The 12742-nt window shown below is 51.4% G+C and carries 14 protein-coding genes; 7 read left to right on the top strand and 7 right to left on the bottom strand.

What is annotated here, in order from left to right:
* Both R6U67_RS06210 and R6U67_RS06205 read right to left on the bottom strand, forming a co-directional pair.
* The coding region (locus R6U67_RS06210; protein ID WP_410251737.1) for a sulfotransferase at positions 1–1079 on the bottom strand (1079 nt) is incomplete at its 3' end.
* Between the two features lie 49 nt (positions 1080–1128).
* Positions 1129–2238 carry a glycosyltransferase gene (locus R6U67_RS06205; protein WP_410251736.1) on the bottom strand — a complete coding sequence of 370 codons (1110 nt, stop codon included), beginning with the start codon at positions 2236–2238 and terminating at the stop codon, positions 1129–1131.
* A gap of 61 nt (positions 2239–2299) precedes the next feature.
* On the opposite strand from R6U67_RS06205, the gene R6U67_RS06200 reads away from it, so the two are divergent.
* On the top strand, positions 2300–3268 hold the full coding sequence (locus tag R6U67_RS06200) for a tetratricopeptide repeat protein (protein ID WP_410251735.1): 969 nt from the start codon (positions 2300–2302) through the stop codon (positions 3266–3268).
* Here R6U67_RS06200 and R6U67_RS06195 read toward each other — a convergent pair.
* From R6U67_RS06195 to R6U67_RS06175, 5 genes are all read right to left on the bottom strand, one after another.
* Complete coding sequence (locus R6U67_RS06195; RefSeq protein ID WP_410251734.1) at positions 3228–4991, bottom strand: glycosyltransferase family 2 protein; 1764 nt, start codon at positions 4989–4991, stop codon at positions 3228–3230. The genes R6U67_RS06200 and R6U67_RS06195 overlap by 41 nt on opposite strands.
* 18 nt (positions 4992–5009) lie before the next feature.
* Positions 5010–5972, bottom strand: coding sequence for a glycosyltransferase family 2 protein (locus R6U67_RS06190; protein ID WP_410251733.1), 963 nt, complete (start codon positions 5970–5972; stop codon positions 5010–5012).
* Between the two features lie 62 nt (positions 5973–6034).
* Complete coding sequence (locus tag R6U67_RS06185) at positions 6035–6796, bottom strand: Uma2 family endonuclease (RefSeq protein WP_068788247.1); 762 nt, start codon at positions 6794–6796, stop codon at positions 6035–6037.
* Positions 6797–6832: 36 nt separating this feature from the next.
* Positions 6833–8086 carry a GH25 family lysozyme gene (locus R6U67_RS06180; protein ID WP_410251732.1) on the bottom strand — a complete coding sequence of 418 codons (1254 nt, stop codon included), beginning with the start codon at positions 8084–8086 and terminating at the stop codon, positions 6833–6835.
* 48 nt (positions 8087–8134) lie between these two features.
* Positions 8135–8983, bottom strand: a complete 849-nt coding sequence (locus R6U67_RS06175; protein ID WP_410251731.1) for a pentapeptide repeat-containing protein — start codon at positions 8981–8983, stop codon at positions 8135–8137.
* 226 nt (positions 8984–9209) lie between these two features.
* Here R6U67_RS06175 and ilvD point away from each other — a divergent pair, with 226 nt between their 5' ends.
* The 6 genes from ilvD to R6U67_RS06145 all read left to right on the top strand — a co-directional run.
* Positions 9210–10895 carry a dihydroxy-acid dehydratase gene (ilvD, locus tag R6U67_RS06170; protein WP_410251738.1) on the top strand — a complete coding sequence of 562 codons (1686 nt, stop codon included), beginning with the start codon at positions 9210–9212 and terminating at the stop codon, positions 10893–10895.
* Positions 10896–10946: 51 nt separating this feature from the next.
* Positions 10947–11486 carry a universal stress protein gene (locus R6U67_RS06165; RefSeq protein WP_410251730.1) on the top strand — a complete coding sequence of 180 codons (540 nt, stop codon included), beginning with the start codon at positions 10947–10949 and terminating at the stop codon, positions 11484–11486.
* 180 nt (positions 11487–11666) lie between these two features.
* Complete coding sequence (locus R6U67_RS06160; protein ID WP_410251729.1) at positions 11667–11936, top strand: helix-turn-helix domain-containing protein; 270 nt, start codon at positions 11667–11669, stop codon at positions 11934–11936.
* A gap of 88 nt (positions 11937–12024) precedes the next feature.
* Positions 12025–12348, top strand: coding sequence for a transposase (locus R6U67_RS06155; protein ID WP_410251728.1), 324 nt, complete (start codon positions 12025–12027; stop codon positions 12346–12348).
* Complete coding sequence (locus R6U67_RS06150; protein ID WP_410251727.1) at positions 12236–12556, top strand: RNA-guided endonuclease InsQ/TnpB family protein; 321 nt, start codon at positions 12236–12238, stop codon at positions 12554–12556. The genes R6U67_RS06155 and R6U67_RS06150 overlap by 113 nt, the downstream gene beginning before the upstream one ends.
* A partial coding sequence (locus tag R6U67_RS06145) for a zinc ribbon domain-containing protein (protein WP_410251726.1) occupies positions 12537–12742 on the top strand: 206 nt, incomplete at its 3' end. The genes R6U67_RS06150 and R6U67_RS06145, both read left to right, overlap by 20 nt.

Raw genomic sequence — 12742 nt, 5'->3', positions numbered from 1 at the left:
TCCCAAACTAAACTTTGATACCGTTCATCGGGTTGACCAGCAATGGACTGTTCAAATTTGAGTTTAGAAAAGGCAGCTTTTTGGTCTTTTAATAAAAAGTGGTATTCCTCCAAAACCTCTTGGGTTTGATGGAGTTGAGAAAAACGCTTTTCCAGCTCAAGTTCTGTTTGATTCAGTTGGAAATGAGATCGTTCAAGCAACTGTTCTGTTTGTTGTAGTTTGTCTTGTAGTTGCTCTAATTTAGCTTCTTGATGTTTCAGTTGATACCAAGTTTTCAATGGGTCTATTTTATTGGCTTCAAGCTGTTGCACCCAATCCTGATTGGGTTTCGTCTGAGGTCGCCAAGAATTGACTTCTAAGGTCTGGTATAAATCGATAGCTTCTGGAAAAGTCTGTTGTGTCCATTGCACAGAATCCACATCAAGATACTTTTGTTTCAAGAGTGATTTGTCAACCACCGTAGATGATGGATAATTTAAATTAAGTGAAAATTGGTCATTAACTGCCTGGACAGATTCTCCAGGGAAGTCAAGCAGAGTATTCAAGCTTATCAACAGGGATCGGTCAGGAAACTTTCGATAAAAATTTAGTAATTTCATGTTGTAGTGATACCACAGTTGAAAAGCAAGCTCCGGCTTGGTTTCAAACTCTGGGTCTTCTAACCGTTGATACAAGGAACTCACAACTTCCCAAGGGGAACGATACACCAGTAAAAAGTGAGCAGTCGGTAACTGAATGGCCCAAAACTCTAAAAATAATGTGGTTCGAGGGTCTTTCCATCCCCAAATGGGAGCCGTATTGTTCCGCTCAATGATGACCTGTGCTTCCTTGAACTGTTCGGGGTGAACGGGGATAGTGTCAAAAACTGTCCAACCTTTTTCGCTCAGATTGTGGGCCTTTAAAATGGATTTATGAAAGTTTAGAAAGTCTAAGTTTTCAAAATGCCCTCTTCGGTTGCTATCCGTTCTCCCTAAAAGTTTTTCTCCAATGTGTAATCCGGCACTTTTTAACAGGGCTGCTGTCAAAGATGTTCCAGAGCGGTGCATTCCGGTAATCACTAAAATAGAAGTGTTGTTCATATTTTTGTTTGAAGTAACTGAGTCTCCTTCTTCATATCTTCAGGGTATTTCACCAGATATCCGCAAGATTTTCGAGGATTTTGTAAAATCGATGTTTTTCCCACCTTAACTGATGTACTTCAATCTGTTTTTTAGCCTGATCTAAGACTGAATTTCGTTGTGAATTATTGAGGTTTAATGCTGTTTTGATGGCAGCCAAAATATTTGAAAATTGATAGTCGGGACGAAAACAGGTTTCATTGGGTAGACAAAAATCTCGATTGCCCAGACAATCAGGGCAAATGACGAGGGTTCGCAATGCCATTGCCTCTAAAGCTGGCAGATAAAAGCCTTCTCCTTCTAGCCGATTAGGCAAAAACACGGCCAATTTCGCCCGACGAAGTTCTTGGAGATAATCGGGACGAGGCAGACGATCGCACAACAAACGTACTTGACAGCCCCACCCGTCCAATTCTGTCTTAAGCTGTTTTCCCAACTCCGGCTCTTTTAATGCTGCAATCAAAATGGCCTCGTCCCGTTGGGACTCATCTAAGGGACTGGGGAGTTCTTGAACATCCAACCCGTTGGGAATCACGAATAGAGGGCCATTGACTCGTCCCGACTCCCGTAGGGCGATCGCCACAGCTTCACTAACACAAATGCGAATGGCTTTATGAGTCAGGAACTCATAGCGAGAATTCTGTGAATCCCCATGACGGACATGTTGAATCAAATTAATGATCGGAACCGGGGAATTCTCCCGTTCCCGAGGTGCGATCGCCCGCCAATCTAGTCCATCCAAAAAAATCAGATCGGGCTGACTTAACGGTTGACTAAGAATTCGATGAGGAGCAGTCCGTCGCCAGGGATTGGTGAAGTCCCAAACACTCTCAGGAGTATAAAAATAAATGTAGGGATGGTAACCCGCGCAGGCTTGCACGTGGTTAAAGTAGTGCCAAACCTTCAGATGCCCCCCACTAAATCGCTCAAAATTTCGATAAAAGAGAACAGACTTAAACGCTTGTTCCCTCCCCTGAGGATAATCCGCCACCTCTCGAAGCCCCTGTAACCACTGATGAGAGCGTTCCAAGCGCCTTGCTCTCTCAGCCAGGGAATAACGCTGATTCACCTCCATCGGGGCTGAACAGGATAAAGCAGCATCATAAAGCTGAGTTTCCATAACATTAACCATCTCGCTGAGATTCTAAAACTAGCCAGCATCCTACAGAGTCAAACCCCTGATGTCAGAAATCTTTCACAAAAATGTCATCTCCCCTGCCAGGCAACGCAGTTTAACGGCATTCCGTCGTGGCAATCGCCATCTGCGTTCAGGAGAACTTCCCCAAGCCGTTGCCGCCTACCGAAGCGCCATCGATGCATTCCCTGAGCTGGCTAGCGTCCATCATAATCTTGGAGAAGCCTTAGCCAAACAAGGGGATTGGTCTGGGGCGATCGCCGCTTACCAACAAGCCCTAACCCTAAATCCTGAAGATCCTTGGTCTTACAACGGTTTAGGTCAAGCCTTAGGGCAACAAGGCGCTTGGACAGAAGCCATCCGCGCCTATCAACAAGCGACGCAGCTTGATCCCAAGAGTTCCGAGTTTCAGGAAAACTTAGCAGCAGCCCAACTTCACAACCATCAGCTTTCTGAGGCGATCGCCACCTCTCAAACCGCCCTCACCCTCAACCCACACCGCCCCCAATCCGCCTACTATCTCGCCCAAGCTCTCGCCCAATCCCAACAACCCCAAGAGGCGATCGCCGCCTATGAGCAAGTCCTGCAACTCAATCCCCAGCATTGGCAGGCCTGGGACGGATTGGGACAGATGCTAGAACAAACCGGTAATCTCCAAGGGGCGATCGCCGCCTATCGCCACAGCGTCAGCCTCAACCCCGGCTTTCAGACTGGCCATCGCCACCTCGGACAAGTCCTAGCTCAGCTTGGACAAATCGACGAGCTGATTCAGCATTATCAGACCATCCTAGAACGCTTCCCCCATTTCACCTGGCTGCAAGAAGAACTCGGTCATTGGCTTTGTCAACGGGGTCAGCCAGAGGCAGCGATCGCCCATTACCGTCATTGTCTTGACTATCGCCAACCCCCCACCCACCTCTGGTTTTACCGCAATCTAGGGGAAGCCCTGCTCGCCGCTGAGTCCCGCCCTCCGGTTAACGCTGCGAAGACCTCAACAGCCCCTGTAAATCCCTAAGACCCTGTTCTACATCCTGCCCATCTCCCAAAAAACAGTCAAAGCCAAACCGCCAGCGAGCCATCACCCGCTGCGGTTCCTCCCCGCTCTCAACCAAGGATTGCTTAAACTGCTGCACCACAACATCCCACGTTCCTTGAGCATACGCCCAACTCCCCAGCCAAACCCGCGTTTCCAGATAAGCCAGGGGTTCCAACACCCGCATCCAATCCCGTAAGCGAGGGCCGGCAAAGTAACGCTCTAGCAGTTGTTCACTCTCATGAATTAAACCCGAGAGATTGCCTGGATCATCCCAGTCGGGTGGGGGGCAAGACACTACCACCTCAGAAACAGCCAAACCCGCCGCACCCCGAGACGATAAATCTAACAAGGCATCGAGAGTAGATGCAGCCGAGGACAAGTCAGGGGCAAAACCGCCCCGACGTTGCAATTCATGGCGATCGAACAAAACAGCCTCCGTTTGAATTAACTGCCAGAGGCTGGGAAGCATCCAAATATGTAAGCCATGGAGTCCCTCACGACCCTTAAAAATCGGAGCCAGCACCGACTCAGGATTAACCACCTGCCATTGTCCCGAAGGCTTAGGATATTGAAAACCGGCGATCGCCAACTCCAAGGCTCCAGGATGTTGCTCAAAACAGTCCCGCAACGCCGACAATCCCCCCGCTAAAAGCCGACTGTCTCCATTCAGGAACAGTACTTGCTCTCCCCGAGCCAAAGCCAATCCCTGATTGCGAGCTGCCACCAGTCCGGGATAGGCTTGTGGAACAATCCGCAGTCGAGACGCATCCGGCTGTTGTTGTAGAATCTCCCTCGTTCCATCCCTAGACCCCCCATCCACCACAATCACGTCCAAAGATAGACTCTGCTCCTCCTGTTCTAGTAACTGGGCGATGCTCTCTTCTACTGTTGAGGCATGATTATAGGTAGTCAAGACAACGCTCACCTGTGGCTTCCCTCGCCAGCCAACAGGTCTTAACACATTATGAGCATCAGCACTATTACCCACCAAATGTCCTTGAAGTAGTCCTTTATTCCGCCGAGCTTCTGTACCCTGAAACACCGCCGTCCGATGTCCTGAGACATGACTATAATCATGATTCTGGTGAATGGCGGTAATGACCCGACTCCCATTAATCACCGTCACCTGGTTTCGCAAGGCCTCGCCCACCATCCAGTTATCCCACCCTGGACGACCCACCGCAAAGTCCGGTAAGGTTTGGAATAATGGTTTAGGAAAGACAAAATAGTCCAAAGCCCCAACACCACTCAATACTCCCTCTTTCTCTAACCGTTGACGTAATTCTTGTTCCCAGGTTGGCTGCGAGAAATCAAGTTCAGTTTCAATATCCAAATTCCAGCGTCTTCCTAATACCAAAAAATCATCGTAGACTTCTGTAACTCTTTGAATATTGTCTAAAAAGTCTTGAGTCAGAATAATATCTGCATTGATATACGTTAGAATTGGCGAATCGGCAACGCGATGAACCTGGGCAAATACATCACTAACCAGTGGTGTCCCTTCTGAAGTTTTAGCCACGTTGGGTAGATGTTGAACCTGAAACTCTGCTGCCACTGCTGCTATTCCCAAATCATCTCCAAATAGGATAATATCAACTTGGGGCTGTAGCTTTTTCCAGCTCTGAATAGCATTTCGCTGAATCGTCCCAACTAAGCCCTGAAATGATTTGGGAACAGAAAAAATAGTAATTTGATTCATCATAAGAGTAGAATTTAACCCTTAAATTATTAGATCTTGCCAGTTCAAAGCCTTCATCAAATATTGAATATTTAACTCAATTCCATACTCTCGTTCATAGCGTTCAAAGCAGTGAATCCAGTTCAAAATTACTTCAGTTTTAGACTGAGAACGATACTGGAGCGATCGCAACAAAAACTCCCTCATCGCAGCCAGTTGACCGACTCGGTACAGTCGCCAAGCTCCCCAGACCAAGTTGTTGTAACGAGCCTGAAACTCCAGGTGACCAATCTCAGCGGCGTATTGAGGCTGATGAAATATCCGGTCTAACACCCGTTCACATTCATGAACTTGACGTTGAGCCGCCCGAGACGCATTCTCCTCATGTTGACGATAGTGAACCGTCGTCTGAGGAACCCAAGCCGACTCGTACCCCGTCAGAGCTAGACGCAACACCAAATCTACATCGGGAGCCTGCTCAAAAGTAGCATCAAACCCCTCCACTCCCTCAAAACACGATCGCCGAAACAGCATCGCCCCCAAAAACACCGGCTTCCACAACAGCCACGCCGCCAAATCCAACTCAGGAATTCCCTCCCTCGGATTCACCGTCGACAACCGCGCTCCCGCCGCATCCACCACAAACCAACCACTATGAACCATCCCCAGATGGGGCGACTCCTGCAACGCCGCCACCTGAACCCCTAACTTATCCGGCTCAAACCAATCATCCTGATCCAAAAAGGCAATAAACTCCCCTCGCGCCACCTCCAGTCCCCGATTCCGCGCCACCGCCACCCCCTGATTCTCCTGGCGAATATAGCGCAGCCGCGAGCCATAGGGCGCAATCACCGGCTCGATCGCCTCCGTCGAGCCATCATCAACAATAATTAACTCCCAGTCCGTATAAGTTTGCGCCAAAACACTAGCGATCGCCTCCCCCAGAAAGCGCCCACCATTGTAAACCAGAATAATCATACTCACCCGAGGCTTCACCACAGACATCGATCTAACCCCATCAACATCCGCTATCTTCAATCTCTCCCAATCCTCCTCAGGATCTCCCCCTACACCGTATCCGGGTCCACCCCCAACGCGCGCAACTGTTCCGCCAACCGCTGAGCCCACTTCTTCGCTCGTTCCGTCCGTTGATTCGCTTGCAACAACTGCGACTCAATCCGTTCCGCCCGTTTCTCATACTCCTCGCGATCCAACAACTCCTGCTGAGCCAACTCATAGCCCGTCGGTAAAATATTCCCCTGCTGATCACACCAACGCAACCAGAGGCCATCCTTATCCTCAAACTCCCCTTGCCACAGCATCAAGCCTAACCCCACCTGATCCAACCAAATTGGCTTATCCAGCTCATTGAACTTGGCAATCTCAAAATAGCACTTACCCCGCAACTCAAACGCCCGCAACCGGGGACCACCCAGCACCCGTTCAGGATCAAACAGCACATAGTAACTCACCCGTAACCGTTCATACACACTCAGCTTCGCCCCCAACTCATCCCCCGTCGCCGTCGAGACAACTTCCATCACCAAATCCGGAGACTTGCCAAACTCCCACAGAGAATAGGGATGATGACGGTGAGTCCACCAATCATCACCAATATCCAAACTCAACATCAAATCCGGGGCCACCAGAGGCTGTCCCTGAGTATGGAGAATACCGATATTGCTTTCAATCAAGAACGGCTGTCCATGCAGAGACGTATACAGCGAATCCGTTAACAGACGCTTCTGTTTCGCCGTCACAAACGTATCGATCGCAATCTCCGTACCGGCGATCGCCTCATGGGGAGTAAAATTCGGGGACTTATCCATTATGATTTCGCAACAGTAGAACTAGAACAGCACCGCTTATTGGCGCCAAATACGGGCAAACTCAGCCAAATCCTCATGACTCAGGCGCTCCTGGAGCCATTGCCAAGCCTGCTTCTGATGACTCATCCCTTGATAATATTGCGCCGCATTCGCCAACACAATCGGAGGCGGCTGAAACTCCTGAGGCGATCGCCACCGTTGAGCAAACTCCGTCACCATCTCCGCCGTCAATTTCGTATCGAGCCATTCCAGCGCCTGATTCTGACTCGCCAAATTCCGATAAAACTTCGCCACATCTACCAACTGAATCGGGGTCGTACTCGACGCCTCATTACGCCAGCGACGCGCAAACTCCAGCAGCACCCCACTCTCCAAACTCCCCTGTAACCAGTTCAGAGCATTCGCCTGATGGGGCAAATCCTGATAGAACTTCATCACATCAATCAACTTAATCGCATCAGTAGGTGTAGGCATAGTCCCATCCGAGTCCGTCGGCCGTGATTCCGTCGCTTTGCCCGTTATCGTACCATCAACCAGATAGGCCCAGGTTCGCGCCGTCACCTCACCATCAGCCTTCAATCCCACCGCCGCCTGAAACTCCCGCGTCGCCTGTTGACTTTTAGCCCCAAACACCCCATCAAGAGAGCCAATATCATACCCCTTGCCACGCAAAGCCCGTTGTACCTGAACCACCACCATACTCTGGCTACCCGCCTTAACCACATTAAACGAATTCACATCGACCGGCCCAGTCACACCGTTCACCGTACCGCGATCCGTAAACTGCCACATCGTCCAAGTTCCCCAACCGCCCGGAACCCAAGGACGAGCCGCCGTCGTATAATGCGCAATCCAGAGCGGATACTCGCGAAACTCCTGCCAATTCCCCAACCCTTCCCAAAATCCCGGATAGGTATAGAGAATCGGACGACGGCCCGTCGCTGACTCAACCCGAACCAACCAACTCCGAATCCCGGCCCGCACCCGCTCCGGTTCGACACCATCATCCCGTTCAATATCCAACACCGGCGGTAAATCCCCCGGCTGAAGTTTGACCATATTCAAAAACAAATTCGCTTGAGCCAGAGCATCCGTGCGGGGACGGTAGAAATGATAGGCCCCGCGCACCAATCCCACCGAGCGAATCCCAGACCAATTGCGATGAAACGAATCCGCCACAAAGGTTCCCCCCTCCGTCGCCTTCGTAATCGCAAACTCAATTCCCGACTTGGCTACAGCCGTCCAATTGACCGTACCCTGGTGATCCGAAACATCAATGCCTCTAACCATATGTCACCCTTATCTCACATTTGGCCCATCTATACTGTCCTGTGTTGCTCAGCGATTATCCCCAAAGGTTTTGCCATCAGGCATAATCGTTTGTAACAACTCCGCATCCCGGAAATTGGTCTTATAAATCTTAGCACTCATTAGAATCGCATCATTGAGCGTGGCCCCCGTCAAATTCGACCAACTTAACTTCGTCCGATACAAACTGGCCCCCGTCAAATTGGCTCCCCGCAGCGTTGCCCAACTTAAGTTCGCGGCTCTTAACTGGGCTTTCGTTAGGTTCGCTCCAGCCAAATTGGCACCACTCAATTTGGCAAAACTCAAATCAACCCCGGTCATATTGGCCTGACTTAAATTAGCGCCATTGAGGATACTTTTCATCAAATTTGCATTTTCCAAATCCGCTTCCGTCAAGACGGCGATCGTTAAATTCGCCCCCTCCAACATCGCACCCCGCAGAGAAGCACGACAGAGATTCGAGCGGCTTAAATTCACCTCTCGTAACGTCGCCTCATCCAAATTCGTTTGACTGAGATCCGCCTCATTTAAAACCGCCTCCGTTAAATCAGCCCCTTGCAACGAGACCCCCAATAACTTAGCTCCTCGTAAATTGGCCTCACTCATCTGGGCCTCAGACAAATCCGCCTTGAGCAACTTGCTTGAAATCAAATTAGCATCCTGCAAATTGGCGCCACGGAGCATGGCGCCCTGTAATTGACATTCCCGCAGATTCACCCCGCGCAAATTCGTCTCCCGTAAATTGACTGAGTTTAAATTGGATTGCCGTAGATTGGCCCCCGAGAGGTCTTGCCCAGATAAATTGGCGCGACTGAGGTCTATTTCCCGAAAATCCCGTTCTCCGTCCGCATATCGCTGCAAGAGTTCATCGGCTCTCATCCTGGGTGACTTGCCCCCTAAACTATCATCAACTGAATTAAATATATTTATTTTCGCACCTAGCATGACCCCCACGTCTTATGAAACAATCAAATTAGACCAAAATCCCGGTAGTATTGAAGATCCCAAGGCGAAACCAGCCCGGTCCTCGCTGGGAAGAACTGGTTGCACCCCGGCGCGATCGCCGGGCCTCGATACGCTTTCCTATACAAGAAAACACCAGATCATGTCCGACAATCTTCGTAGCCAAGTCGTCACCCAAGGCAGTTCCCGCACCCCGAATCGAGCCATGTTACGGGCCGTCGGCTTCGGTGACGATGACTTTTCTAAACCTATCATTGGACTTGCCAACGGGTATAGCACCATCACCCCCTGCAACATGGGACTCGACGGCCTGGCGCAACGAGCCGAAGTCGGGATTCGCCAGGGGGGCGGAATGCCGCAGATTTTTGGCACCATCACCATCAGCGATGGCATTTCCATGGGAACCGAGGGCATGAAATACTCCCTCGTCTCCCGCGAAGTCATCGCCGACTCCATCGAAACCGTCTGTAACGGACAAAGCCTTGACGGTGTCCTGGCCATTGGCGGCTGTGACAAGAATATGCCCGGAGCGATGATTGCCATCGCCCGCCTCAATATCCCCGCCATTTTTGTCTACGGTGGCACCATCAAACCCGGCCATTATAAAGGCCAGGATCTCAACATTGTCAGCGCCTTTGAAGCCGTTGGCGAACATAGCGCTGGCAAAATCGACGATGCTGAACTCAAGGAAGTCGAACGGCGGGCCTGTCCCGGAGCCGGCTCCTGTGGCGGAATGTACACCGCCAACACCATGTCCTCCGCCTTTGAAGCCATGGGGATGAGTCTCATGTACTCCTCGACGATGGCCGCTGAAGATGCCGAAAAAGCCGATAGTACCGAAGAATCCGGCAAAGTTCTCATTGATGCCGTCCGCCAACAACGGCTCCCCCAACAGATTCTCACCCGTCAAGCCTTTGAAAACGCGATCGCCGTCATCATGGCCGTGGGAGGCTCGACCAACTCCGTGCTGCACCTGCTAGCCATCGCGAACGCCATCGGCGTCGAGTTGACCCTCGATGACTTTGAAACCATCCGTCAGAAGGTTCCCGTTCTCTGCGATCTTAAACCCAGTGGCCAATACCTCACTGTGGACTTCCACCAAGCCGGAGGGGTTCCCCAGGTGATGAAAATGCTCCTCGAACAAGGTTTACTTCATGGTGACGCTCTCACCATCACCGGGCAAACCATCGCCGAACAACTGGCCGAAATTCCCAGCACCCCACCGCAAAACCAGTCGGTGATTCGTCCCCTTGAGAATCCCGTCTATAAACAGGGACATTTGGCGATTCTCAAGGGGAATCTCGCTCAAGAAGGGGCCGTGGCCAAAATCAGTGGCGTCAAAACCCCCAAAATGAGCGGTCCGGCCCGCGTTTTTGAATCGGAAGAAGAGAGCCTTAAAGCCATCCTCGACGGCAAAATCAGCGCCGGTGATATTCTCGTGATTCGCTACGAGGGACCCAAAGGTGGCCCCGGAATGCGGGAAATGCTCGCCCCAACGTCCGCCATTATTGGGGCCGGGTTGGGCGACTCCGTGGGACTGATTACCGATGGACGCTTCTCGGGCGGCACCTATGGCATGGTGGTGGGCCATGTAGCTCCTGAAGCGGCGGTCGGAGGCGCGATCGCCCTGGTCCAAGAAGGCGATATGATTACCATTGATGCCCACGAGCGATCGCTCGAACTTCATGTCTCGGAAGCTCAACTGAGTCAGCGTCGCGCCAACTGGACGGCCCGCGCCCCCCGCTATCGTCGCGGTGTGTTAGCGAAATATGCCAAGCTGGTCTCATCGAGCAGTATCGGCGCCGTCACAGACCTCCCCGACGCCTGACGTTCAACCGCTGCCCCCGACTCCCCCCTCTCCCCTATCTAGGACGGAACGATGATGGAACCCTATCGCCTCCTTGTTGGCTTAGATCAGACGACCCTGGCAGACCTGGTCTTTCAGCAGGCCCTGAACCTGGCCCAAGACCGCCAGGGTGAACTCTATCTGGTGCATTGCCTCAATCTCGAATTCCAAGGGCAACTCGGGACGATGCTAGATGCGGGGATGGGGCTACAAAGTCGCATCAATCTCGATGACTTACAACAGTCTCGACAGGTGACCCAGCTCAAAGCAGCACGACGCTGGTTGCGACAACTCTGTGAACAAGCCGCTCAGCGCAAGGTTCCCTGTGACTACCGCATTGACCGCCGCAGCCCTGGCCCCCTCCTGTGCTATCTGGCCCAGGATTGGTCCGCTGATTTAGTCGTGGTGGGGAATGGCAAAAAAGAGGTCTGGCAAGCCCTGATTCTCGGCAGCGTCAGCAAATATGTGATCGAACATTCCCCCTGTCCAACCCTCGTGGTTCCAGGGGGAAATCATCGTAAACGAGAGTTCCCTCCCCAAGCTAATCTTGCCTCCGACAACCTCTTACCCTGAAATCACCGTGAACGTCCTTGAGACCCAGGAGGCTCAAGGGAGGTCTCGTTTAGCAATCCCGCGAGAATCCTGCGTTTCTAATCTCCAATTGAAGCGCAGCCTGTACGCGGCGTCAAAGTGGCGGGTAAGCCGTTCGATCTGTCTGTTATCTTAGCCTTAGTACAAAGCTCGCCGTCTCTAATGAAAGTCGTCAAGCTAAGAATCTATCCCACCCAAAAGCAGGAAGTCGCCCTAGCGAAAGCCTTTGGCTGCTGCCGTTTGGTGTGGAACCGTTCTTGGCAACTGACGACGGAAGCCTACCGCCAAACCGGGAAAGGCATCTCGGGGATGGAACTCAAAAAAATGCTTCCCCAATGGAAGCGAGAGTTGGAATGGCTCGGAGATCCTTATTCTCAGTGCGTGGCATCGTTCGGTACTCAACCTATCGAGAGCCTTCGTCAACTTCTTTGAAGGACGCGCTCGATATCCACATTTCAAGAGCAAGCACAGACGACAATCTCTTCAATACCCGCAAAACGTCAAACTCGAAGGCAATACGTTGCACCTTCCCAAAATCGGAGAGGTGTATTGTCGCGTTCATCGTTGGTTTGAAGGGCAAATCAAAACCGTAACCGTCAGTCGCAACCCTGACGGACGGTATCATGCTTCAATTCTGATCGACGATGGTTCGGACAAACCCGCACCGAATGCCGACGGAAAGGCCATCGGTATCGATCTGGGGTTGAAGCACTTTGTCGTGACGTCTGACGGTGAGAAATACAACAATCCCCGTCACCTCAAAAAGCACGAGCGTAACCTCTTGCCGCAAACAGCGAAAACTGTCGAGGAAGCAACAAGGGTCGAACTCTCGCCGAAAAGCTAGACGGCTCGTGGCGCGAGTTCACAGTAAAATTGCCAACTCCAGAGCCGATTTTCTCCACAAGCTATCCCGCAAGATCGTTAACGAAAACCAAGTGATTGTGGTGGAAAATCTAGCCGTCAAGAACATGGTTAGGAACCATAGCCTCGCCAAAGCGATCAGCGATGTGGGTTGGGGAATGTTCAAGGGCGATGCTCAAATACAAGGCTAAGGGAGAAGGGAAGGTTTATCTGGAAGTGGACAGATTCTTCCCCAGTAGCCATCTCTGTTCTGAGACGTTGTTGCCACTGCCCAAAATGGGACTCGATGTGCGGTCGTTTGAATGTCCGCAATGTGGGCAGATTCACGACCGAGACATCAATGCGGCAATCAATCTTAAAAATGAAGGCTTGCGGAT

The organism is Sodalinema sp. (assembly GCF_046483825.1).
GTDB lineage: Bacteria > Cyanobacteriota > Cyanobacteriia > Cyanobacteriales > Geitlerinemataceae > Sodalinema.
The sequence above is the reverse complement of the archived record's forward strand: the minus strand, read 5'-3'. Positions and strand labels throughout refer to the sequence as shown.

Bases quoted from the DNA above. Each gene is read 5' to 3' on its own strand.
- R6U67_RS06195 (WP_410251734.1), bottom strand. From the start codon at position 4,991: ATGATGAATCAAATTACTATTTTTTCTGTTCCCAAATCATTTCAGGGC.
- R6U67_RS06175 (WP_410251731.1), bottom strand. From the start codon at position 8,983: ATGAGAGCCGATGAACTCTTGCAGCGATATGCGGACGGAGAACGGGAT.
- R6U67_RS06185 (WP_068788247.1), bottom strand. From the start codon at position 6,796: ATGGATAAGTCCCCGAATTTTACTCCCCATGAGGCGATCGCCGGTACG.
- R6U67_RS06160 (WP_410251729.1), top strand. From the start codon at position 11,667: ATGAAAGTCGTCAAGCTAAGAATCTATCCCACCCAAAAGCAGGAAGTC.
- R6U67_RS06165 (WP_410251730.1), top strand. From the start codon at position 10,947: ATGATGGAACCCTATCGCCTCCTTGTTGGCTTAGATCAGACGACCCTG.
- ilvD (WP_410251738.1), top strand. From the start codon at position 9,210: ATGTCCGACAATCTTCGTAGCCAAGTCGTCACCCAAGGCAGTTCCCGC.
- R6U67_RS06180 (WP_410251732.1), bottom strand. From the start codon at position 8,086: ATGGTTAGAGGCATTGATGTTTCGGATCACCAGGGTACGGTCAATTGG.
- R6U67_RS06190 (WP_410251733.1), bottom strand. From the start codon at position 5,972: ATGTCTGTGGTGAAGCCTCGGGTGAGTATGATTATTCTGGTTTACAAT.
- R6U67_RS06205 (WP_410251736.1), bottom strand. From the start codon at position 2,238: ATGGAAACTCAGCTTTATGATGCTGCTTTATCCTGTTCAGCCCCGATG.
- R6U67_RS06200 (WP_410251735.1), top strand. From the start codon at position 2,300: ATGTCAGAAATCTTTCACAAAAATGTCATCTCCCCTGCCAGGCAACGC.